Source organism: Achromobacter sp. 1012554356 (assembly GCF_059760815.1).
The window spans coordinates 1-22,637 of record NZ_JCBANC010000028.1; the positions used below are offsets into that span (position 1 = coordinate 1).

General features: G+C 65.4%; 22 protein-coding genes. 13 read left to right on the forward strand and 9 right to left on the reverse strand.

All coding sequences use genetic code 11. The features are described from left to right. Nucleotides 1-141 precede the first annotated feature (141 nt). Entirely contained in the window at nucleotides 142-393 is a 252-nt protein-coding gene (locus AC6LJW_RS15820) for a helix-turn-helix domain-containing protein (protein ID WP_056559990.1), read from the forward strand. A 142-nt stretch (nucleotides 394-535) separates the two neighbouring features. After that, the gene (gene rimO, locus AC6LJW_RS15825) at nucleotides 536-1,882 is read left to right on the forward strand and encodes a 30S ribosomal protein S12 methylthiotransferase RimO (protein WP_105241744.1); all 1,347 of its coding nucleotides are present in this window, start codon (nucleotides 536-538) and stop codon (nucleotides 1,880-1,882) included. A gap of 77 nt (nucleotides 1,883-1,959) precedes the next feature. Here rimO and AC6LJW_RS15830 read toward each other — a convergent pair whose 3' ends face one another. Continuing rightward, the gene (locus AC6LJW_RS15830; protein WP_056560178.1) at nucleotides 1,960-2,517 is read right to left on the reverse strand and encodes a ferritin-like domain-containing protein; all 558 of its coding nucleotides are present in this window, start codon (nucleotides 2,515-2,517) and stop codon (nucleotides 1,960-1,962) included. A gap of 234 nt (nucleotides 2,518-2,751) precedes the next feature. Here AC6LJW_RS15830 and AC6LJW_RS15835 point away from each other — a divergent pair, with 234 nt between their 5' ends. From AC6LJW_RS15835 to AC6LJW_RS15855, 5 genes are all read left to right on the forward strand, one after another. Beyond that, on the forward strand, nucleotides 2,752-3,342 hold the full coding sequence (locus AC6LJW_RS15835) for an LOG family protein (protein WP_056560179.1): 591 nt from the start codon (nucleotides 2,752-2,754) through the stop codon (nucleotides 3,340-3,342). A 36-nt stretch (nucleotides 3,343-3,378) separates the two neighbouring features. Next, the gene (locus AC6LJW_RS15840; protein ID WP_056560182.1) at nucleotides 3,379-3,945 is read left to right on the forward strand and encodes a hypothetical protein; all 567 of its coding nucleotides are present in this window, start codon (nucleotides 3,379-3,381) and stop codon (nucleotides 3,943-3,945) included. Between the two features lie 65 nt (nucleotides 3,946-4,010). Further along, nucleotides 4,011-4,637, forward strand: coding sequence for an HAD hydrolase-like protein (locus AC6LJW_RS15845; protein ID WP_056560188.1), 627 nt, complete (start codon nucleotides 4,011-4,013; stop codon nucleotides 4,635-4,637). 12 nt (nucleotides 4,638-4,649) lie between these two features. Next, nucleotides 4,650-5,276 (forward strand): pyridoxamine 5'-phosphate oxidase family protein, encoded by a 627-nt coding sequence (locus AC6LJW_RS15850; protein WP_498087742.1) that lies wholly within the window; start codon nucleotides 4,650-4,652, stop codon nucleotides 5,274-5,276. Between the two features lie 14 nt (nucleotides 5,277-5,290). Then, nucleotides 5,291-5,812 (forward strand): class IV adenylate cyclase, encoded by a 522-nt coding sequence (locus tag AC6LJW_RS15855; protein WP_056560190.1) that lies wholly within the window; start codon nucleotides 5,291-5,293, stop codon nucleotides 5,810-5,812. A 41-nt stretch (nucleotides 5,813-5,853) separates the two neighbouring features. Here AC6LJW_RS15855 and fmt read toward each other — a convergent pair whose 3' ends face one another. Next, a complete protein-coding gene (fmt, locus tag AC6LJW_RS15860) occupies nucleotides 5,854-6,795 on the reverse strand; it encodes a methionyl-tRNA formyltransferase (RefSeq protein ID WP_498087743.1) in 942 nt (313 codons plus the stop codon). A gap of 66 nt (nucleotides 6,796-6,861) precedes the next feature. Beyond that, a complete protein-coding gene (gene def / locus AC6LJW_RS15865) occupies nucleotides 6,862-7,374 on the reverse strand; it encodes a peptide deformylase (protein ID WP_056560192.1) in 513 nt (170 codons plus the stop codon). A gap of 238 nt (nucleotides 7,375-7,612) precedes the next feature. Here def and dprA point away from each other — a divergent pair, with 238 nt between their 5' ends. From dprA to AC6LJW_RS15880, 3 genes are all read left to right on the forward strand, one after another. Beyond that, nucleotides 7,613-8,728: a DNA-processing protein DprA gene (gene dprA / locus AC6LJW_RS15870; RefSeq protein WP_427985683.1), complete on the forward strand. Its 1,116-nt coding sequence runs from the start codon at nucleotides 7,613-7,615 to the stop codon at nucleotides 8,726-8,728. 93 nt (nucleotides 8,729-8,821) lie between these two features. Beyond that, a complete protein-coding gene (locus tag AC6LJW_RS15875) occupies nucleotides 8,822-9,730 on the forward strand; it encodes a hydroxymethylglutaryl-CoA lyase (RefSeq protein WP_427985681.1) in 909 nt (302 codons plus the stop codon). Between the two features lie 24 nt (nucleotides 9,731-9,754). Then, nucleotides 9,755-10,228: a hypothetical protein gene (locus AC6LJW_RS15880; protein WP_056560201.1), complete on the forward strand. Its 474-nt coding sequence runs from the start codon at nucleotides 9,755-9,757 to the stop codon at nucleotides 10,226-10,228. 333 nt (nucleotides 10,229-10,561) lie between these two features. Here AC6LJW_RS15880 and AC6LJW_RS15885 read toward each other — a convergent pair whose 3' ends face one another. Both AC6LJW_RS15885 and AC6LJW_RS15890 read right to left on the reverse strand, forming a co-directional pair. Next, complete coding sequence (locus AC6LJW_RS15885) at nucleotides 10,562-11,578, reverse strand: amino acid ABC transporter substrate-binding protein (protein ID WP_056319656.1); 1,017 nt, start codon at nucleotides 11,576-11,578, stop codon at nucleotides 10,562-10,564. A gap of 171 nt (nucleotides 11,579-11,749) precedes the next feature. Next, nucleotides 11,750-12,991, reverse strand: coding sequence for an aminotransferase-like domain-containing protein (locus AC6LJW_RS15890; protein WP_056560203.1), 1,242 nt, complete (start codon nucleotides 12,989-12,991; stop codon nucleotides 11,750-11,752). Nucleotides 12,992-13,202: 211 nt separating this feature from the next. On the opposite strand from AC6LJW_RS15890, the gene AC6LJW_RS15895 reads away from it, so the two are divergent. Both AC6LJW_RS15895 and AC6LJW_RS15900 read left to right on the forward strand, forming a co-directional pair. Beyond that, entirely contained in the window at nucleotides 13,203-13,922 is a 720-nt protein-coding gene (locus tag AC6LJW_RS15895) for a YggS family pyridoxal phosphate-dependent enzyme (RefSeq protein ID WP_056560206.1), read from the forward strand. 152 nt (nucleotides 13,923-14,074) lie between these two features. After that, nucleotides 14,075-15,043, forward strand: a complete 969-nt coding sequence (locus AC6LJW_RS15900) for a Bug family tripartite tricarboxylate transporter substrate binding protein (RefSeq protein WP_427985044.1) — start codon at nucleotides 14,075-14,077, stop codon at nucleotides 15,041-15,043. Nucleotides 15,044-15,214: 171 nt separating this feature from the next. On the opposite strand, the gene AC6LJW_RS15905 is transcribed toward AC6LJW_RS15900, so the two are convergent. The 4 genes from AC6LJW_RS15905 to AC6LJW_RS15920 all read right to left on the reverse strand — a co-directional run bounded on the left by AC6LJW_RS15905 (nucleotide 15,215) and on the right by AC6LJW_RS15920 (nucleotide 20,935). Further along, complete coding sequence (locus AC6LJW_RS15905; protein ID WP_498087744.1) at nucleotides 15,215-15,610, reverse strand: Hsp20/alpha crystallin family protein; 396 nt, start codon at nucleotides 15,608-15,610, stop codon at nucleotides 15,215-15,217. Between the two features lie 32 nt (nucleotides 15,611-15,642). After that, entirely contained in the window at nucleotides 15,643-16,086 is a 444-nt protein-coding gene (locus AC6LJW_RS15910) for an Hsp20/alpha crystallin family protein (protein WP_056560217.1), read from the reverse strand. Between the two features lie 219 nt (nucleotides 16,087-16,305). Next, nucleotides 16,306-20,265: a DUF3683 domain-containing protein gene (locus AC6LJW_RS15915; protein ID WP_056560218.1), complete on the reverse strand. Its 3,960-nt coding sequence runs from the start codon at nucleotides 20,263-20,265 to the stop codon at nucleotides 16,306-16,308. Between the two features lie 133 nt (nucleotides 20,266-20,398). After that, nucleotides 20,399-20,935, reverse strand: coding sequence for a YqaA family protein (locus tag AC6LJW_RS15920; protein ID WP_056560219.1), 537 nt, complete (start codon nucleotides 20,933-20,935; stop codon nucleotides 20,399-20,401). A gap of 95 nt (nucleotides 20,936-21,030) precedes the next feature. Between AC6LJW_RS15920 and ilvA the strand changes: the two genes are divergently transcribed. Beyond that, nucleotides 21,031-22,539, forward strand: a complete 1,509-nt coding sequence (gene ilvA / locus AC6LJW_RS15925) for a threonine ammonia-lyase, biosynthetic (RefSeq protein WP_056560222.1) — start codon at nucleotides 21,031-21,033, stop codon at nucleotides 22,537-22,539. The last annotated feature ends 98 nt before the right edge of the window (nucleotides 22,540-22,637 follow it).

Below are 22,637 nucleotides of genomic sequence, written 5' to 3' on the forward strand. Positions count from 1 at the left end.
GCCGCCACCACGCCGCGCTACCCCCGCCTACGGCAATGCCGTATAATTCCGCGCTGCCCCGCTATCCCCATTGGTGCGGCCGCCGGCTGAATCCTGCCGGCGGGCATAGACGCCGCACCGCCCCCTCCCAGTGATCGAGTTATGAAGAAGGCTGTACCGCCTGCCCGGCCCGTCCGGTGGCAGGCGTCGCATATCAGCGAAGCGCGCAATCGCGTGGGCCTGCCGCAGGCGGATTTCGCGGAGTTGTTGGGCGTGAGCGTGCGCACCTTGCAAGATTGGGAGCAAGGCCGGCGCAACCCCTCCGGCGCCGCGCAGACTTTGCTGCGCGTCGCCATGCTTCATCCGGAAACGCTGCGCCACCTGTCCTCCCAAGACGCCCCGGCCTGGCCCTGAACCTTTGACGATGACCCCGCCGCACGCCGAATGCCCGTGCGCGAACCTACGGTGAATTAGATTGGAAGTTATTGAACAATCCCGGCCCGGCAAAGGCGCCGGCACTGCCCCCAGCAACGGCAACAGCGCGACTCTCGACGCCATCACCGCCGCCGCGCAAGAGGCCAACCCCGGCCGCGCGCCGCGCGTCGGCTTCGTGTCGCTGGGCTGTCCGAAGGCGCTGGTCGACTCCGAACGCATCCTGACCCAGTTGCGCACCGAAGGCTACGAAGTCACGCCCGAGTACAACGACGCGGACGTCGTCGTCGTCAACACCTGTGGCTTCATCGACAGCGCCAAGGCCGAGTCGCTGGAAGCCATCGGCGAGGCCCTTGCCGAAAACGGCAAGGTCATCGTGACCGGCTGCATGGGCGTCGAGGAATCGGTGATCCGTGACGTGCACCCCAGCGTGCTGTCGGTGACCGGCCCCCAGCAATATGAAGAGGTCGTGCGCGCCGTGCACAGCGCAGCGCCCCCCCGCACGGACCACAACCCCTACGTGGACCTGGTGCCGCCGCAGGGCGTGAAACTCACGCCGCGCCACTATGCCTATCTGAAGATCTCCGAAGGCTGCAATCATCGCTGCAGCTTCTGCATCATCCCCTCGATGCGCGGCGACCTGGTCAGCCGTCCGGTCGGCGACGTGCTGAACGAAGCCGAGCGCCTGGTGAAGGCCGGCGTGAAGGAACTGCTGGTGATCTCGCAGGACACCAGCGCCTATGGCGTGGACATGAAGTTTCGCAGCGGCTTCTGGAACGGCCGCCCGGTCAGGACGCGCATGACCGAGCTCTGTATGGCCTTGTCCGAAATGGGCGTCTGGACGCGTCTGCACTACGTGTACCCGTACCCGCACGTGGACGAAGTGATTCCGCTGATGGCCGAGGGCAAGATCCTGCCCTACCTGGACATTCCGTTCCAGCACGCCAGCCCGCGCATCCTGAAGCTGATGAAGCGCCCGGCCTTCGAGGACAAGACGCTGGCGCGCATCAAGCGCTGGCGCGAAATCTGTCCGGACCTGACGATCCGCTCGACCTTCATCGTGGGCTTTCCCGGCGAAACCGAGGAAGACTTCCAGTACCTGCTGGACTGGATGCAGGAAGCGCAGCTCGACCGCGTGGGCTGCTTCCAGTATTCGCCCGTCGAAGGTGCGCCCGCCAACCTGCTGGACGATCCGGTGCCGGACGACGTCAAGCAGGACCGCTGGGAACGCTTCATGGCGCTGCAGCAGACCATCTCGGCCGAGCGTCTGGCGCTCAAGGTGGGCCGCGAGATCGACGTGCTGATCGACGAGGTCGATGAAGACGGCGCCGTGGGCCGCAGCGCGGCCGACGCGCCCGAGATCGACGGCTGCGTCTACGTCAGTTCCGACAAGCCCCTGCAACCGGGCGACATGGTGCGCGTGCGCGTCACCGATTCCGACGAATACGACCTCTGGGCCGACGCGATCTGATCCGGCTTCATGCAGACAAACGCCGTCCGGCGCATCGCGCGCCGGACGGCGTTTTGCATTGACGGCTTAACGCTGCGTCACTTATCCAGGAAGTCCGACAGATCGTCGGCGTGTTCCTCCTCGACCGCCAGGATTTCCTCCAGCAGACGACGCGTGGTGGAATCCTGTTCGCCGATGTATTCGATCATCTGGCGATAGCTGTCGATGGCGATCCGCTCGGCGATCAGGTTTTCCTTGATCATCTCTTCCAGCGTATTGCCTTCGACGTATTCCGAGTGGCTGCGCTCCAGCAGCCCCTTGGGCGACAGGTCCGGCTCGCCGCCGAGCTGCACGATGCGCTCGGACAGCTTGTCGGCGTGCTCCTGTTCCTGCGCCGCATGCTCGGCGAATTCCGCGGCAACGGGTTCGGCATTCAAGCCGCGGGCCATGAAATAGTGGCGCTTGTAGCGCAGCACACAGACCACTTCCGTGGCCAGCGCTTCGTTCAAGAGCTTGAGCACGGTTTCACGGTCGGCGCGATACGTGTCGGTGATGGCTCCGGACTCGATGTCCTTGCGCGCCTTGGCGCGGATCGCCTGCACGTCCATGTTGAACGGACGATTCGTTTGCTGCGGGGTGCGGGTTGCTTGTTCCATATCGTTAGCTCCTCTAGTCAGTGAAAGCAGCACGACGCTGGACTTCCAGTCGTTTTCGCAATATTCAGTCTACCGGCCGTGCCAGAACATGCTGTGTCCAAACATTGCCCGTGCCGCACGGCCCGGACTTGCTGCCCGCAAAAAGGCTCCTGCGCAACCTTGCGTAAACTATCGGCTTCGCGAAAGGCATCGTGACGCAATCTGTAACGCGGCCGGCAATTTCCCACCGTTTTTATGACTCTGAAGAATATCTGCGTGTATTGCGGCTCCAACCCGGGCACGCGCCCGGACTACGTCGAGCAGGCCCGCGTGCTGGCACGCGAACTCGTCAAGCGCGATCTGGGCCTCGTGTATGGCGGCTCGATCGTCGGCATCATGGGCGTGGTGGCCAATGAAGTGCTGGCTGGCGGCGGCCGCGTGATCGGCGTGATTCCCGAGCTGCTTCTCAAAAAGGAGCAGGCGCATCTGGGCCTGACGGAGCTTCACATGGTGCAGAACATGCACGAGCGCAAGGCGATGATGATGGAGAAGGCCGACGGCTTCATCGCCCTGCCCGGCGGCGCTGGCACACTGGAAGAGTTCTTCGAGGTCTGGACCTGGGCGCAACTGAACATGCACCAGAAGCCCTGTGGATTGCTGAACGTCGCCGGGTACTACGATGCCCTGATGCAATTTATCGACCACACCGTCGAAGAAGCATTCATCCGTCCCCAGCATCGCGACATGCTGGTGGTGGAAGAAGACCCCGCCTTGCTGCTGGATCGCTACGCCATTTACGAGCCGCCCAACGTCTCGAAGTGGTTTGATCCGGTCAGAAAGCCCTGACACCGACGCTTGAGACTTGAACGGAAGCCCCCCGCAATGCCCACCGATTCGTTGTTCCCCGCCTGCACCGAGTCCGTATTGCGCGACTATTTTCACGCCAAGGACGAGAACCGCCCGCATTACATGGCCCGCGCATTCGCGCCGGACGCGGCGCTGAAGATGGCGCTGCGCACGCAGGCCATCGCCTTTCCGCCCGAATCGCATGGCCTGGCCGCCATCACCGACACGCTGGTGCGCAAGTTCGGCCAGACCTACGACAACGTCTACACCTATTACCTGTCGCGCCCCGACGCTGACGCACGCCTGTCCGAGTACCACTGCGACTGGCTGGTCGGCATGACGGAAAAAGCCACCGGCAACGTGCGCGTGGGCTGTGGCCGCTACGACTGGGAGTTTCAGCCCGATCCGTATCGCGCCAAACGCCTGACCATCACGATCGAAACCATGGTGAGCCTGCCGCCCGGAAATACGGCCGCGGTGTTCGGCTGGCTGCTGGCCCTGGACTACCCCTGGACCAGCGCGGCGCGCGTGGTCGCCGGCGCCCCGCCGCTTGAAGACCTGGCGCCGGTCGTGCACTATCTTCTTCACCCGCACGGCGTGTAGGGCTCGCGCAAGGCGCCTGTGAAACGGGCGTCCTTGCCCGGCCTGCCGGCACTGGATTCCAAGAATTGAAATACGACATTGCAGCCTTCGACTTTGACGGAACCCTGGCAGACACCATGCCGTGGTTCAACTCCATCCTCAACACCGTGGCGGACAAGTACAACTTTCGCCAGATCGATGCGGCCGAACGCGAGCAACTGCGCAGCCGCGATGCGATGGAGATCTTGAAGTACCTGAACATCCCGCTGTGGAAGCTGCCAGCGATCATGACGCACGTGCGCTCGCTGATGCAGGAGATCGACCCCAGCGTCCAGTTGTTCGACGGCATCCCCGAAGCGCTGGCCCGCCTGAAGGCGAGCGGCCTGCGCCTGGCGGTGGTCAGCTCCAACTCTGTCGAGAACGTGCGGCGCGTACTGGGCGAAGAAACCGCCGCGCTCTTTGACGACTACGAATGCGGCACCGACCTGTTCGGCAAGGCCGCCAAGATCGACCGCTTGCTCAAGCAACACGGCACCGCGCCGGAGCGCTTTCTGCTGGTGGGCGACGAGATGCGCGACATCGACGCGGCCCGCAAGGCGGGCGTGCGCGTCGGATCGGTCGCCTGGGGCTACAACCACCCGGACGCCCTGCGTGGCCGCGGCCCCGATGAACTCTTCCTGACGGTCGAAGACCTTCCCAACGCACTGGCGTAACGCCCAGATCCCATGCACACCGATCCCGCCCACCTGATTACCGACGCCAGCACCCTGCAAGCGCTTTACGGTTCGCCCGGCGAAGCCTCCCTGAAAAAGGAGGTGGACCATGTGCATCCGCACTACCGCGCGTTCATCGAGGCCGCGCCCTTCGCGCTGCTGGCGACCGCGGGTCCGGACGGGCTGGACGCGTCCCCGCGCGGCGATCCTGCGGGGTTCGTCGTGGTGGAAGACGAGAAGACGCTGCTGTTGCCCGACCGCCGCGGCAACAACCGCGTGGACAGCCTGCTCAACGTCATCGCCGATCCGCGGGTGGCCCTGCTGTTCCTGGTGCCGGGCGTGGGCGAGACGCTGCGGGTCAACGGCGAGGCGCGCATCAGCGTCGACCCCGCACTGCTGGCGCGCTTCGAGATGGACGGCAAGCTGCCGCGCTCCGTGCTGATCGTCGACGTGCACAAGGTCTACTTCCAGTGCTCTCGCGCGCTGCTGCGCTCGCGCCTGTGGGATCCGGAAACGCAGATTCCGCGCACCGCGCTGCCCAGCGTCGGCCGCATGCTTTCCGATCTGACGTCCGGCACCTTTGACGGCGTGGCCTACGACCGCGACCTGCCCGCCCGTGTGGCCAGTTCGCTCTACTGAACCCGGAGGCGCGCATGGCACGCAACGTGGAGATCAAGGCGCGAGTCGACAGCCTGGACGCCATCGAACATCTGGCCGCGGCGCTGTCCGGCAATGAGCCCACGTTCGTGGACCAGGACGACACCTTCTTCACGTGCGTCAATGGCCGCCTGAAACTGCGCGCCTTCGCGGACGGCTCGGGCCAACTGATCTTCTATCAGCGCGCCGACGACTGCGGCCCCAAGGAAAGCTTCTACGTCATCTCGCCCACGGACGAACCCGATTCCCTGCGCGAAGCCCTGTCGCATGCGTACGGCGTGATCGGCCGCGTGAAAAAACACCGGACGGTGTTCATGGCCGGACGCACCCGCATCCATCTGGACCGGGTGGAAGGGCTGGGCGAATTCCTGGAACTGGAAGTGGTGCTGCGCGAGGACGAAACCGTCGAGGCAGGAATGGAAGAAGCCCGCACGCTGATGGCCGGGCTGGGTGTCGCGCCCGAGCAATTGCTGTCGGGCGCCTACCTGGATCTGCTGGCGGCGCGCCGCAAGGGCTGATCCCTCGCGCGCCGCCGGACGTGATCTGCCTTGGGGCGGGTTCAGGCCGGCTGCCAGCCGCGCACGAACACATCCACGGGTTGGCGCTTGCCGCCCGCCTTTTGCAGCTCAAGCAGGCGCAGCACGCCCTGGCCGGTGGCGATGTCGATGCCCGCCGCATCGACGCGCAGCACGCTGCCCGGTGCGGCAGTGGTGGCCTCAGCCAGCGCCTCGGCGCGCCAGACCTTCACCGCATCGGGCAGTCCCGGCAAACGGATGCTGGCGCCGGGCACCGGATTGAAGGCGCGCACGCGGCGCGCCAGCAATTCGGCCGGCTGGGTGCAATCGAGCGCGGCTTCCGCCTTGTCCAGCTTGGCCGCGTAGGTCACGCCGTCTTCCGGCTGCTTGCGCGCGGTCAGGCCGCCCTTGGCCAGCGCGTCCAGCGCCTCGACGATGGCTTCGCCGCCGGCCAGCGCCAGCGCGTCGTGCAACTGCGCTGCATTGGTGTCGTCAGAAATCGGCACGATGCGTTCGAGCAGCATGTCGCCCGTATCCAGGCCCTCGTCCATCTGCATGATGGTGACGCCGGTGCGCGCATCGCCCGCTTCGATGGCGCGCTGGATCGGCGCCGCGCCGCGCCAGCGCGGCAACAGGCTGGCGTGGATGTTCAGGCAGCCCAGGCGCGGAAGGTCCAGCACCCATTGCGGCAGGATCAATCCGTACGCGGCCACCACCATGACATCGGGCGCCACGCTTTCCAGCAGGGCGCGCGCTTCGGCGGCCTCATCGGGATAGCGGCCATCTAGACGCAGGCTGCGCGGCTGAGCGACGGCAATGCCGGCATCCAGCGCGGCCTGCTTGACCGGACTGGGCGTGAGCTTCAAGCCCCGCCCCGCCGGCCGGTCGGGCTGCGTCATGACCAAGGGGATTTCGTGGCCGGCGGCCCGCAGGGCGTCGAACGCGATACGGGCGAATTCCGGAGTGCCGGCAAAAACGATGCGCATGAGGGTGACAGCAGAAGAGGTGAACGAAGGCGGCAGGGCGAAAATGGGCCGAAGTCCGGCCCGGGGTCAGGCGCGCAGCGCTTCGCGCTCGGCCTTCTTGAGCCTCGTCTTGATGCGGTTCTGCTTGAGGTTCGACAGGTATTCGACGAACACCTTGCCTTCCAGGTGATCCAGCTCGTGTTGCACGCACACGGCCAGGAGGCCGTCGGCTTCGAACTCGAACGGCTTGCCGTCGATGTCCAGCGCCTTGCAGCGGATGCGCGACGCGCGTTCCACTTCGTCGTAGACGCCGGGCACGGACAGACAGCCTTCTTCGTAGATCTTGTAGTCGTCGCTGCGCCAGGTGATCTCAGGATTGATCAGCGTCAGCAGTGCATTGCTGTCTTCGGACACGTCGATCACGACCACGCGCTCATGCACGTCGACCTGCGTCGCGGCCAGGCCGACACCCGGCGCGTCGTACATGGTTTCGGCCATGTCGCGCACGAGTTGGCGGATGCGGTCGTCGACCTCGGCAACCGGCTTGGCTTTTTTGTGCAAGCGCGGGTCCGGGTAGCGAAGGATTGGAAGTAAAGCCATTGAATGGGGATGCCAGTAGGAATGCTTGTTCGAGAGTTTAATTCATTAGAGTCTTGATTTCTAATAGTTTTCGGCTAATTCCGGCATTGCGGACATTGCTACGGCACCCATTTTTCAGGCATTCCAGCGACGGGCTCACTAGACGCATATCCATCCACCCGTCGCCCGCGGCCGCGCGCGGCGCATGCGACACTCTCGGACCCCCGGCGCCTTTTCCGCGTCCTTTTCCGCCCGTTTCATGCCGCTGACGCAAACCTCCGAAGAACTCGCCGCCTGGCTGCGGCTGTCCCTCGAACCCAACATCGGTTCGGCCACCGCCTGCATGCTGCTCAGCGCGCTGGGTCTGCCCGACCAGATCTATGCGCAACGCGCCACCGCGCTGTCGCGGCACGTGCCCGAAGCGCTGGCGCGGCAATTGGCGGCGCCCATGCCGGCAGACATGGCGGAACAGGTGGAGCGCGCGCTGGAATGGGTGCAGGCGCCCGGCCGCCACATCCTGACGCTGGCTGAGCCCACCTATCCGCAAAGCCTGCTGACGATCGCCGATCCGCCGATCCTGCTCTACGTCGCGGGCGATCCCGCCTTTCTGCAGGGACCGTCGCTGGCGGTCGTGGGCGCGCGCAACGCCACGCCCGGTGGCCAGGAAAACGCGCGCGCCTTTGCCCGGCATCTGGCGGGCAACGGCTGGCGCGTCGTCAGCGGCCTGGCGCTGGGCATCGACGCCGCCGCGCACGAGGGCGCGCTGGATGCCGGCCCGCAAGGCGCCGGCACCGTGGCGGTCATGGGGACGGGCATCGACCGCATCTATCCGGCCAGCCATCGCGATCTGGCGCATCGCATCGCGGCGCACGGCGCGCTGGTGTCCGAGCTGCCGCTGGGCACCGGCGCGCGGCCCCAGCATTTTCCCAAGCGCAACCGCATCGTGGCGGGCCTGGCGCGCGGCGTACTGGTGGTGGAGGCAGCCAAGCAGAGCGGATCGCTGATCACGGCGCGGCTTGCCGGCGAATGCGGGCGCGAGGTCTTCGCCATCCCGGGTTCGATTCATTCGCCGCTGTCGCGCGGCTGCCATGCCTTGATCCGCCAAGGCGCCAAGCTGGTCGAAACCGCCATGGACATCACCGATGAACTCGGCGGCGGGCCCACGCCGGCGCGGCCCTCGCCCAAGGAGGCCGTGCCTGCCGCCCCCCCGTCGCATCCGGTGCTGGACGCGTTGGGATTCGACCCGCTGCACCTGGATGCCATCCAGGCGCGCTGCGGGCTGGAAACCGCCGCCCTGCAGACGCAACTGGTCGAACTGGAATTGCAGGGCCACATCGCCCGGCTGGACGATGGCCGCTACCAGCGTTTGCACTAGCACTGCAACGGGGCCGGATGCGATGGCGCTAATATGTTCGGCAGCGCCGCAGCCTTGTAGCGCCGGTCACCCAATACCGATACAGGAAGAGACATGGCATTGCCCTCCCGCGTGAAGATCGTCGAGGTATCGCCTCGCGACGGACTGCAGAACGAAAAGGAATTCGTCCCCACCGACATCAAGGTGGAACTGGTCAACCGCTTGGCCGCCGCGGGCTTCCCCAATGTGGAAGCCGCGTCGTTCGTGTCGCCCAAATGGGTGCCGCAGATGGCCGACGGCGCCGACGTGATGGCGCGCATCGAGCGCCGTCCCGGCACCATCTATTCGGTGCTGACGCCGAACATGAAGGGCTTTGAAGCGGCGCTGGCCGCCCGCGCGGACGAAATCGTGATCTTCGGCGCCGCCAGCGAGGCCTTTTCCCAGAAGAACATCAATTGCTCCATCGCCGAATCCATCGCGCGCTTTGAACCCGTGGTGCAAGCCGCGCGCGAAGCCGGCATCCGCGTGCGCGGCAGCATCAGCTGCGCGCTGGGCTGTCCCTACCAGGGCGAAGTCCCCGTCGAAGCCGTGGTGGACGTGGCGCAACGCTACCTGGCGATGCAGGTGGACGAGATCGACGTGGCCGACACCATCGGCGTCGGTACGCCCAAGCGCGTGCGCGAAGTGATGGCCGCCGTCACGCGCGTCGTGGACCCGGCGCGTGTGTCCGGCCATTTTCATGACACCTATGGCCAGGCGCTTGCCAACATCCTGGCAGCGCTGGAGAGCGACATTTCCATCTTCCACACCTCGGTGTCCGGCCTGGGCGGCTGCCCCTACGCCAAGGGCGCCACCGGCAACGTCGCGACGGAAGACGTGCTGTACATGCTGCGCGGCCTGGACATCGACACGGGTGTGGACTTCGACGCCGTGGTCGACATCGGGCAATGGATGTCCGCACATCTGAACCGCAAGGGTTCCAGCCGCGCCGGCAACGCCATTGCCGCCAAGCGCGCAGCTTGATCCCGGCTGCATGACCCGCACCGCATGACCACACAGAATGCCCCCTCCGCGCCCGAAGACCTCGCGGCGCTGCTCCGCGCCATCGGCCCGTTGCCCCTGTCGGGCCAGGCCTGGCCGGACTGGGTGCGCATTCTGACGTGGGTGTTGCTCGCCGTGCTGGGCGTGCAGGTGGTGACCACCGCGATCCGCGCGCCCTCGCAGCCTTTCGACACGCTATTGGCAGTGGCCGTGGTGCTGTGCTTCGTGGCGCTGCTGTTCGTGTCGTGGCACATGCAGACGTCCATCACCACGATCGACGACCGCGGCATTAGCCAGACCTGGTTCACCCGGCGCGAAGTGGCCTGGGAAGACGTGCGCCTGGCGCGGTTTGTGCCGATGGTGTTTTCGAAGCGGCTTGTGGTGTTCACGCATCGGGGCAAGCCGGTGATTTTTCAGGGCGGCACGCGGGAACTGCGGGCGGCCTTTGTGAAGATCGCCCAGTTGTATAAAAGTTCTTAAGCCCTGCGTGTCTGACAAGCCCCATTTTCTGCGTGTCTGACACCGGCCATACCTAAACTCTGCGTGTCTGACACCTTGCGTGTCTGACACCAGCCATATCTAAACTCTGCGTGTCTGACACCTTGCGTGTCTGACACCAGCCATACCTAAACTCTGCGTGTCTGACTCCTTGCGTGTCTGACACCAGCCATATCTAAACTCTGCGTGTCTGACACCTTGCGTGTCTGACACCAGCCATATCTAAACAACCGTCAAGACAAAGACGACCGTCAACACCATGACGGCCGCCAAAGTTAGCCGGTGTCAGACACACAAGGTGTCAGACACGCGGGGTTATCTGATAGGCAACGCGTACATCAACCCGCCTTGCGTCCACTGCGCATTCAATCCGCGCTTGATCTTCAGCGGACTTCCCTCGCCCACGTTCCGCTCAAAACTCTCGCCGTAATTACCCACCTGCTTGACGATGTTGTAAGCCCACTTCTCGTCCAGCCCCAGATTGGCGCCGCTACCCGGCGTAACCCCCAGGATGCGCTTGATGTTGGGGTTGGCGCTCTTGGCCTGTTCGTCCACGTTCTTGGACGTCACGCCGTATTCCTCGGCTTCGATCATGGCCGACAGCGACCAGCGCACGATGTTCAGCCACGCGTCGTCGCCCTGGCGCACGAAGGGGCCCAGCGGCTCCTTGGAGATGATTTCGGGCAGCACGACGTAATCGTCGGGGTTCTGCAGCTTGGAAATCCGGATCGACGCAAGGCCCGACGCATCGGTCGAAAACACGTCGCAGCGGCCGGACGCGAACGCGTTGACGACTTCGTTGAAGGTTTCGATGACGACCGGCTTGTAGGTCACGTTGTTGGCGCGCGCCCAGTCGGCCAGGGTGTTTTCGTTGGACGTGCCGGTCTGCAGGCAGACCGTGGCGCCGTTGATTTCCTTGGCGCTTTTGACGCCTAGTGACTTGGGCACCAGGAAGCCCTGGCCGTCATAGAAGTTGATGCCGGCGTGGATGATGCCCAGCGCCGTGTCGCGCTGCTGCGTCACGGTGGTGTTGCGCGTCAGCACGTCGACCTCGCCGGACTGCAGCGCGGTGAAGCGTTGCTGCGAATTGAGCGGGACCACCTTGATCTTGTTCGCGTCGCCGAACACCGCGGCGGCAATGGCGCGGCACAGGTCCACGTCCAGGCCCTGCCACTTGCCCTGCGCATCAGGGGCGGAAAAACCCGCGAAACCCGTGGTCGTGCCGCAAGCCACGGCACCGCGCTGTTTCACGACGTCCAGCGTTGCCGCCTGCGCGCCCTGCGCTGCCGCCATCAAGAGCGCCGCGCCCACCAACCCTTTTGCAATGTTCATGACCTCAATTCCTTTCTGCTACCGGGCGCGAAAGCCCGCCAAGGCAAGAAGCTTATAGACATGAAGCGCCCCCGCCAAATAACGAGCGCTTATTTAGGTATGCCGCCGGCGGGTGCCGGCGGCCTGCGCAGAAAGGATAGCAATGCGGGGCGGGCGTGGCGCTGCGCGCCGTCAAGCCGCCAGCGAGATCGACACCGGTTCGTTGGCCTGGCACGCATCCAGCGCGCGGCCCAGGCGGACCATGCCCTGCGCGATCTGGCTTTCGTTCATGGTGGCAAACGACATGCGCATGGCGAAGAGATCCGCCTTCGCCGCGTCGGCGTAAAACGCCTTGCCGGGCACATAGACCACCTCGTGCTCGATGGCGTAGGGCAAGAGACGCGTCGCATCCACATCGCCCGTCAGCCGCGCCCAGAAGAACATGCCGCCCTCGGGCTTGCTGAACGTGATGCGGCCGTCGAGCTCCCGCGCCAGCGCGTCGGCCATGGCAGCGCAGCGCAGGCCATAGGCGGCGCGGATGCGCGGCACGTGTTCGTCGTAGCGGCCGTTGGCCAGATATTGGGCGACGATTTCCTGGATCCAGGCCGAGGACGCCATGTCGTCAGCCGCCTTGGCGCCAACGCAGCGGCGGCGGATCTCGGGCGGCGCGACCAGCCAGCCGATGCGCAGCGCGGGCGCCATCGTCTTGGACATGCTGGCCATGTACACCGCCCAGTGGCGGGCTTCGCCCTCGGCCAGCGCCGCGATGGGCGGCACGGCTTCGCCGGCAAAGCGCAGTTCGCTGTAGGGGTCGTCCTCGACGATCAGGAAGCGGTGCTTGACGGCCAGCTCCAGCAAGCGCAGCCGGCGCTCGCGCGTCAGGGTGGCGCCGCAGGGATTCGAGAACGTGGCGACGACGCAAACCATCTTGGGTTTCACGCGCGATGCCAGTTCGTCCAGCGCGTCCACGTCGATGCCATCGGGGCCCGACGGCACGGTATGCACCGTGGCGCCCGTGTAGCGCAAGGCCTGCACGGAGTTCGGGAACGCCGGCGACTCGATGATGGCGTGGTCGCCCGGCTGCAGCATCACGCGGGTCAAGAGCGCCAGCGCCTGCTGCGAGCCGCCCGTCACAACCAGTTCCGTGTCGGCATTGCAGTGCAGGCCGCGCGCCGCGGACAGGCGCGCCAGCTCGTGCCGCAGGCTGGCCTGGCCGTCGATGTTGGAATATTGCAGGCAAGCGCCCAGCCGGGCCGTGACCTGCGACGAAGCGATCGACAAGCCGTCGACGTCGAACAATTCCTGGGCCGGATAGCCGCCGGCCAGCGAAATGGTGCCCGGACGCATGGCGTAGGGCATGAGCGATCGGATGGGCGAGGCGGGGGGATTCAGGAAGGGCGTGGCAAAGACGTATTCGGGCGCTGCACTGGACATGGCGTGGGGGCTGAGTAGGAGGGAAACGTGTCGCCCGAATGGGCGGCGCCGGACGGCATAGAACTTTGAAATATAAACAAATCTCCGCAAATTCTAAGCCTGCCAATCAGACAGGGTCAACGGCGGGTTTGAAGGCGGCGGATACCCGTGCGGCAGCAGGCCCGAAACACGTCCTACACTATGGGACTTCCTGTTTTTGCCAGAGAACCGCATGACCGCCGAAGACACCATGGCCGGGCGCCTCGCCCAGATCCAGCAACGCATCCGAGAGGCCTGCGAGCGCGCGGGCCGCGCCCCCGGCAGCGTGAATTTGCTTCCCGTCAGCAAGACCTTTGGCGAGGACGCCATCCGCGAGGCGATGGCGCTGGGCCTGAAGCGCTTTGGCGAAAACAAGACACAAGAGATCCGCCAGAAGGCCGCCGCGTTCGAAGGCGACGGGCTGCAATGGGTGCTGATCGGCCACCTGCAGACCAACAAGGCCAAGGACGCCGCCCGCGACGCCGCCGAAGTGCAATCCCTGGACCGAGTGGAGCTGGCCGACGCCCTGCACCGGCGTCTCCAAAATGAGGGCCGCACCCTGGACGTGCTGGTGCAGGTCAAGACCTCGTCCGAGCCCAGCAAGTTCGGCATGGAGCCCCAGGAGGTCTCCCCGTTCCTGCGCCGCATTGCCTCGGAATACCCGACGCTGCGCGTGCAGGGCCTGATGACCCTCGCGGTCAACTCGCCTGATGCCAACGAAGTCCGCGCGTGCTTTCGCGCGCTGCGCGAGCTGCGGGATGGACTGGTCCGGGAGAACATTCCCGGCGTGTCGCTGGATCGCCTGTCGATGGGCATGAGCGGCGACTTTGAACTGGCTATCGAGGAAGGCTCGACGGAGGTCCGCATCGGTTCGGCCATCTTCGGCGCACGGCATTATCCCGACCCGCAATAGGGCAGACGGGCGGTGAGCGGAAGGGGCCCAATGCACGGGCCCCTTTTTGCGTAGGCGCGAGGCATAATAGCGACGCAAAAAATGCGGCGAAAGTTGACGTCGATCAACACGCGGACGCCGCGCTCACGATACCCCGCACGAGGAGACACTTCATGCACAAGCACGCAAAGCGCCTGCTGGCGCTTGCCGCCCTGTCGCTGGCCGCCACCGCGGCCGCAGCCCAATCCTGGCCCACGCAACCGGTCCGCTGGATCGTTCCCTACCCTGCCGGCGGCGGCACCGACGTGGTCGCACGCACGGTCGCGAGCAGCCTGGAAAAGACGCTCGGCCAGACCATCGTGGTCGAGAACCGTCCGGGCGCCGGCACGATCATCGGCGCCACGGCCATCGCCCAGGCGGAACCGAATGGCTACCTGGTGGGCACCGCCGACTCCGGCACGCTGGCGTTCAATTCGTCGCTGTACGCCAAGCTGTCCTACGACCCCGCCAAGTTCACCTACATCGGCGGCATCGCCAAGTTCCCGCTGCTGCTGGCCGTGAACGTCAACTCGCCGTACAAGACGGTCGAAGACGTGCTCGCCGCGGCCAAGAAGGAACCGGGCAAGCTGACGTCGGCCTCCGCCGGCGCGGGCTCGCCGCATCACCTGGCGCTGGAGCTGTTCAAGCAGCGCACCGGCGCTAACGTCCTGCACGTCCCCTACAAGGGCGCCGCGCCCGCCATCCAGGATCTGCTGGGCGGCCAGGTGGACATGATGTTCATCGATCTGGGCTCGGGCCTGCCCAACGTCAAGGCCGGCAAGCTGCGCGTACTGGCCGCCGCCACGCCCGAACGCGTGACGGTGCTGCCGGATGTCCCGACGATGGCCGAACAGGGCGTCGCCAACTTCACGGCCTACGCCTGGCAAGGCCTGGTTGGCCCGGCCGGTCTGCCTGAAGCGGTGGTGAAGAAGCTGTCCGCCGATCTGGACGCCACGCTCAAGTCGCCCGCGGTGTCGCAGAAGATGCTGGACATGGGCGTCATCCCCATGCCGATGTCGGCGCAGGACTTCAAGACGTATGCCGATCAGGAGCGCAGCGCCTGGGCGGACGTCATCAAGAAGGCGAACATCAAGCTGGAGTGATCGCCCCCGGCGTCATCCGGCAAGGCAAAAAGCCGCAGTCAGTCGACTGCGGCTTTTTCGTGGGCGTGCTTGGGACGGTGTCAGACACCCGGCGGAGACGGTCGTCAAATTGTGACGCCATCTCAACGGGTGTCGGACACCTGGGTCGCAAATGACGCCCTGATGCCCGGATCAGCCAGCCACTACAGGAATCTGCCGCGGCTGTGCCTCACGCACGCGCGGGATGCGCAGCGTCAGGAGGCCCTGCTTCAGGCTGGCGCTGATCTGCGCGCGGTCAAACTCCTGCCCCAGCCGGAACGACCGGCGATAGAGCGGCGCACGCATTTCGCCCAGCACCAGCCGCAGGTCGCTCGGCGTGTCGACCGAGGCTTCGCCTTCTATCTGCAGCACGTCGGCCTCGACGTTGATGCGCAGCCTTTCCTTGGACACGCCGGGCAGGTCCGCCAGCAGCGTGATGCCTTCCTTGTCCTCGAAGATATCCACGGTTGGCACGGTCACGCTGCGCCCGTCGCGCTTATCGGAAACGGCCGCTTCGGCGGGCACGGTCAGGTCTTTGCGTTCATTCATGATCGATACTCCTATGCGGTTGCGTTAGCGGGTCACTGCACGGTCACGGTGCGCGGCTTGGCCGATTCGCGGCGCTTGATGGAAATGGCCAGGCAGCCATCCGTATAACGCGCCTGCACATTGTCGGGATCCGCGTCCGCGGGCAGCTCGATGATGCGCGTGTAGCGGCCCTGCGTGCGTTCCCGCGCGTAATAACGGGCGCCTTCGGGCAGCGCCTGCGGCTTGCGTTCGCCGCTGATGGTCAGCAGGCTCTTCTCGATGGACACGTTCAGGCCTTCGGGTTCCATCCCGGGCACAAAGGCCACGACTTCTATGGAATCGCCCGACACGCCCACGTTTACCGGCGGAAAGTACGCCTGCGGCGTGGCCCGCAAGGCGGCAGGCACGCCGGCATTGCGCAGCACGCGGCCCATGTGTTCCTGGATCGCGTCGAACGCGCTGGCAAAGCCACTATCGTTGAAGGGAAAGTTGCTCATGAAGATCTCCTCGAACGAAAAAAGGGACCGACGCAGACCCATCACAGCCGCGATGCCGGCGACCGCAGGTCTGATCGCTTCAGTCCGAGTATGGGATCGGTTTTTGGCGTTTCAAGAGGTCTATGCGACCCGGCTGAACACGCGACGCCCGCTGCCCGGAAGCACAAAAAAAACCGCGGCCATCGCTGGCCGCGGTTTCTGTTTGGTGCGTGCTGACGCCTACACCAGGACCCGTTCGATCCCGCCCGCGTTCGCACGGCGCACGTAGTCTTCCATCCAGCCTTCGCCCAGGATGTGGCGGGCCATCTCGACCACGATGTAGTCGGCCTCCATCTTGGTGTCGCCCTCGTAGCGCGACAGGCCCTGCAAGCACGACGGGCACGAAGTCAGGACCTTCACGTCCCCCGTGAAGCCATCGCTGCGCATCGCGGCGTCGCCCTTGAGCAGTTCTTCCTGCTTGCGGAAGCGCACCTGCGTGGAAATGTCGGGACGGCTGACCGCCAGCGTGCCCGACTCGCCGCAGCAGCGGTCGCTCTTGACCGCGCCATCGCCCACCAGCGCGCGCACCGTCTTCATGGGCTCCTGCAGCTTCATCGGCGTGTGGCAGGGGTCGTGGTACATGTAGCGCACGCCCTTGGCGCCTTCCAGCTTGATGCCCTTTTCCAGCAGGTATTCGTGGATGTCGATCAGCCGGCAGCCCGGGAAGATCTTTTCGAACTCATACCCGGCAAGCTGGTCGTAGCACGTGCCGCAACTGACCACCACGGTCTTGATGTCCAGGTAGTTCAGCGTGTTGGCCACGCGATGGAACAGCACCCGGTTGTCGGTGATGATCTGCTCGGCCTTGTCGGTCATGCCGTTGCCGCGCTGGGGATAGCCGCAGCACAGGTAACCCGGCGGCAGCACGGTCTGCACGCCCGCATGCCACAGCATCGCCTGCGTGGCCAGGCCGACCTGCGAGAACAGGCGTTCGGAACCGCAGCCCGGGAAATAGAACACCGCTTCCGTGTCGGCCGTGGTGGCCTTCGGGTCGCGGATGATCGGCACGTAGTTCGCGTCTTCGATATCCAGCAGCTTGCGCGCGGCCTGCTTGGGCAATCCGCCGGGCATCTTCTTGTTCACGAAGTGAACCACCTGCTCGCGCAGCGGCGGCTTGCCCACCGTGGCCGGCGGCTTGGCGGTCTGCTTCTTGACCAGGCCGGAGAACAGGTCGTGCGCGGCGCGCTGCACCTTGTAGCCCACGCCCACCATCGCCTTGCGGGTGGCGTTGATGGTGGCCGGATCCTTGGCGTTCAGGAAGAACATGGCGCTGGCCGTGCCCGGATTGAACGACTTGCGGCCCATGCGGCGCAGCACGGCGCGCATGTTCATCGACACGTCGCCGAAGTCGATATCGACCGGACAGGGGTTGTAGCACTTGTGGCAGACGGTGCAGTGGTCGGCCACGTCCTCGAACTCTTCCCAGTGCTTCAGGCTGACGCCGCGACGGGTCTGTTCTTCGTACAGGAAGGCCTCGACCAGCAGCGACGTCGCCAGGATCTTGTTGCGGGGCGAATACAGCAGGTTCGCGCGCGGCACGTGGGTGGCGCACACGGGTTTGCACTTGCCGCAGCGCAGGCAGTCCTTGATGGACTCCGAGATGGCGCCGATGTCGCTCTGCTGCATGATCAGCGACTCGTGGCCCATCAAGTTGAAGCTGGGCGTCCAGGCGTGGCGCAGGTCCGCGCCGGGCATGAGCTTGCCGGCGTTGAAGTGGCCGTTGGGGTCCACACGCCGCTTGTAGTCCTGGAACGGGGCCAGTTCGGCTTCGGTCAGGAACTCGTACTTGGTCAGGCCGATGCCGTGCTCGCCCGAAATCACGCCGTCCAGGTCGCGCGCGATCTGCATGATGCGCTCGACGGCGGCATGCGCCTCGCCCAGCATTCCGTAGTCGTCCGAGTTGACCGGAATGTTGGTGTGCACGTTGCCATCGCCGGCGTGCATGTGCAGCGCGACGAACACGCGGCTCTTGAGCACGCGGCCATGGATGGCGACGAGCTCGTCGACGATCTTCTTATAGGCCGCGCCCGAGAAGGCGCGCTGCAGGCCGGCCAGCACTTCGGTCTTCCACGACACGCGGATGGTGCGGTCCTGCACCACGTCGAAGACGCGGGCGGCGGGTTGAGCGGCCAGGCGTGCGGTCAGCGTGGCGTGAAGCTCACCCAGGCCAAGGCCTTCGAGCTGCGGCAGCGCGTCGCCCAGCGGCAGGTCCAGATTGTCCAGCAGCCACTGCCAGCGCTGGCGCGTCGCGGCGATCAATTCGATCGCCTGACGCGTGCGCTCGGCCAGCACCTCGGCGCGCGTGGTTTCGATGTCGGCGTCGTCGATCTTGCCGACCGGCAGCGGCGTGCACAGGTAGGCATCCAGTTCGCCCAGCAGCTTGAGCTTGTTGCTGGTCGACAGTTCGATGTTGATGCGCTCGATGTGATCCGTGTATTCGCCCATGCGGGGCAGCGGGATCACGACGTCTTCGTTGATCTTGAAGGCATTGGTGTGACGCGCGATCGCGGCGGTGCGCGAGCGGTCCAGCCAGAATTTCTTGCGCGCCTCGGGGCTGACGGCGACAAAGCCCTCGCCGTGGCGCGTGTTGGCCAGACGAACGACTTCGCTGGCGGCCGCGGCCACCGCGTCGTCGTCATCGCCGACGATGTCGCCGATCAGGACCATCTTGGGCAGCACGCCGCGCTTGCTCTTGGTGGCGTAGCCCACCGCGCGCAGATAGCGTTCGTCCAGGTGCTCCAGGCCGGCCAGGATGGCGCCGCGCGCCTTGCCCTCGCCGTCCAGATAGCCCTTGACCTCGACGATCGACGGGATGGCGTCGCGTGCCTGCCCGAAGAATTCCATGCAGACGGTGCGCGTGTGGCGCGGCATGCGGTGCAGCACCCAGCGCGCCGACGTGATGAGACCGTCGCAGCCTTCTTTCTGGATGCCGGGCAGACCCGCCAGGAACTTGTCGGTGACGTCCTTGCCCAGGCCTTCCTTGCGGAACACGCGGCCCTGGATTTCCAACGTTTCGGTCTTGAGCAGGCGCTCGCCGGGCTTGCCCTTGCCGTCGAACCACTTGAGCTCGAAGCGGGCCAGCTCCACGTCATGGATCTTGCCCATGTTGTGGTCCAGGCGCGTGACTTCCAGCCAGTTGCCGTCCGGATCGACCATGCGCCACCAGGCCAGATTGTCCAGCGCGGTGCCCCACAGCACGGCCTTTTTGCCGCCGGCGTTCATGGCGATGTTGCCGCCCACGCACGAGGCCTCGGCAGACGTCGGGTCCACGGCGAACACGAAGCCGGCCGCCTCGGCCGCCTCGGACACGCGCTTGGTGACCACGCCGGCGCCGGCGTGGATGACCGCAACGGGCTCGGTGAGCCCGGGCAAAATACAGGACTCGACCTTGCCCAGCTTGTCGAATTTTTCGGTGTTGATGACCGCCGACTTCCAGGTCAGCGGAATGGCGCCGCCGGTGTAGCCGGTGCCGCCGCCGCGCGGCACGATGGTCAGGCCTAGTTCAATACAGGCGGTGACCAGCGCGGCGATCTCGTCCTCGGAGTCGGGCGTCAGCACGACGAAGGGATACTCCACGCGCCAGTCGGTCGCGTCCGTTACGTGCGATACGCGCGACAGGCCGTCGAACTTGATGTTGTCGCGCGCCGTGATGCGGCCCAGCACCTTCTGCGCCTGCTTGCGCATCATGGCCGTCTGGTCGAATTCGCCTTCAAAGGCAGCGATGGCGGAACGCGCGCGGGCCAGCAGACCGACGACCTTTTCGTCGCGATGCGGATCGTGGCCGGCTTCAGCCGGCGCGCTGGGGTCGCGGCGCTTGTCGATTTCGCCCAGGCGGTGATGCAGCGCTTCAATGAGCTGCTTGCGGCGCTTGGGATTGTCGAGCAGGTCGTCCTGCAGATACGGATTGCGGCGCACGACCCAGATGTCGCCCAGCACTTCGTACAGCATCCGGGCGGAGCGGCCGGTGCGCCGTTCGCCGCGCAGGTCGCTCAGCAGGCTCCAGGCGTCTTCACCCAATAACCGGCCCACGATTTCGCGGTCGGAAAACGACGTGTAGTTGTAGGGGATTTCGCGCAATCGCGCGGGTGCGGCGGGCGGCATCGCCCCGTTCAAGATGTGGCTGGCGAGTGGGGCGTTCATGGCGGCAAGAAGGGGGCCCTTAAAAAAGTATTTTATGCCATTGTCCCGACTTGACCCCTAATAAGTCTGGAAAGGCGTCCAAAAGCGCGACGGGGACGGTATGTAACGTCCCCGTTTAAGACCGGTGTCAGGGCTAGATTTTTCCGGGAAAGAACCAGAGCAGCCCGGCGGTCATGAACAGATAGCGCATGAATTTGCCGATGGCCATGTAGAAAACGCAGGGCCAGAACGGCAGACGGAGCCAGCCGGCAACCGCGCACAGGGGATCGCCCACGGCGGGCAACCAGGACAACAGCAGCGCAGGCGGTCCCATCCGGTGCAGCCAGTCATGGGCGCGCTCGTTCCAGCGCCCGCGCATGCGGCCGCCTTCCGTCGCATCGGGATGCGGATGGGGGTGCTTTTCCTTCCAGCGCTCGACCGCCTTCTCGGCGCCCAGGCCCATGGCGTAGCTGATGGCCCCGCCCACGGTATTGCCTGCGGTGGCCACCAGGATGGCGGGCCAGAACATGTCCGGCGAAAGCTTGATGTAGCCGAACACCGCCGGCTCGGAGCCCAGCGGCAGCAGCGTCGCGGACACGAGCGAAACGGTGAAGATGGCCGACAGGCCCACCGAGGGCAGCGCCAGCACCCCCAAGAGCCAATGAACTGCGGATAAGAGACTTTCTTCCATGGTTGCGGCAGTGTAGCCGCGGGAAACCCGGAAGGCGACACGCATTCCCTGCAATAATCCAGGCCAGTCCCCACTCTTGCCCTGTCGCGCGGTCCATGTCCACTGATTATCTGAAACGCATCCTGACTTCCAAGGTTTACGACGTCGCGGTCGAATCCCCGCTCGAGGCAGCGCCCCTGCTGTCGCAGCGGATGTCGAACACGATGCTGCTCAAGCGCGAGGATACGCAGGCGGTGTTCAGCTTCAAGCTGCGTGGCGCGTACAACAAGATGGCCAACCTCGCTCCGGCGGCGCGCAATCGCGGCGTCATCGCGGCCTCGGCCGGCAACCACGCGCAGGGCGTCGCCCTGGCGGCCGCCCGCCTGGGCTGCCGCGCCGTGATCGTCATGCCCACGACCAGCCCTCAGGTCAAGATCGACGCCGTGCGCCGCCTTGGCGGCGAAGTCGTGCTGGCCGGCGAAAGCTTTTCGGACGCCTACGCGCATGCGCAGGTGCTGGAAAAGAAAGAAAAGCTGACCTTCGTCCATCCCTTCGACGATCCCGACGTGATCGCCGGTCAGGGCACCGTGGGCATGGAAATCCTGCGCCAACATCCCGGTCACATCGACGCGATCTTCGTGGCGATCGGCGGCGGCGGCCTCATCGCCGGCGTGGCGGCCTACATCAAGCAGTTGCGGCCCGAGATCAAGATCATCGGCGTGCAGACCGAGGACTCCGATGCCATGCTGCGCAGCGTGCGCGCGGGCCGGCGCGTTCAGTTGAACGACGTGGGCCTGTTCTCGGACGGCACGGCGGTCAAGATGGTGGGCGCTGAAACCTTCAAGCTGGCGCGCAAGTACGTGGACGATTACGTGGTGGTCAACACCGATGCGATCTGCGCCGCCATCAAGGACGTCTTTCAGGACACGCGCAGCGTGCTGGAGCCGGCCGGCGCCATGGCCGTGGCGGGCGCCAAGCAGTACGTTGCCGAACACCACCTGAAGAACAAGACGCTGGTGGCCATTGCGTGCGGCGCCAACATGAACTTCGACCGGCTGCGCTTCGTGTCCGAGCGCGCCGAGGTCGGCGAAATGCGCGAGGCCGTGTTCGCCGTCACCATGCCCGAGCAGCGCGGGAGCTTTCGACGCTTCTGCGAATTGGTGGGCGAACGCAGCGTCACCGAATTCAACTACCGCATCTCGGATGCGGACCGTGCCCACGTGTTCGTCGGCATCCAGGTCTCTTCCGCCGCGGAACCCGACAAGATCGCGGCGAACTTCCGCCGACACGGGTTCGACACGCTGGACCTGACCCACGACGAAATGGCCAAGACCCACCTGCGGCACATGGTGGGCGGCCGCTCGGCGCTGGCGCGCAACGAACTGCTGTACCGCTTTGAGTTCCCCGAGCGGCCGGGCGCGCTGATGCGCTTTCTGAACGCGATGAATCCCGACTGGAACATCAGCCTGTTCCATTACCGCAATCAGGGCGCGGACTATGGCCGCATCCTGATCGGCATCCAGGTGCCGCCGGCGGACAAGAAGCAGTTCCGCAACTTCGTGGCGGAACTGGGCTATCCGCATTGGAACGAAACCGACAACCCGGCGTACAAGCTTTTCCTGTAACGGGCGGGATTCAGGTGTCCTGAATGCGAGAGGGCCTCCTTGCGGAGGCCCTTCCCTTCTGTGCGCGAGGCGCGCCCGGCTGAACCCGATCTAGGGGG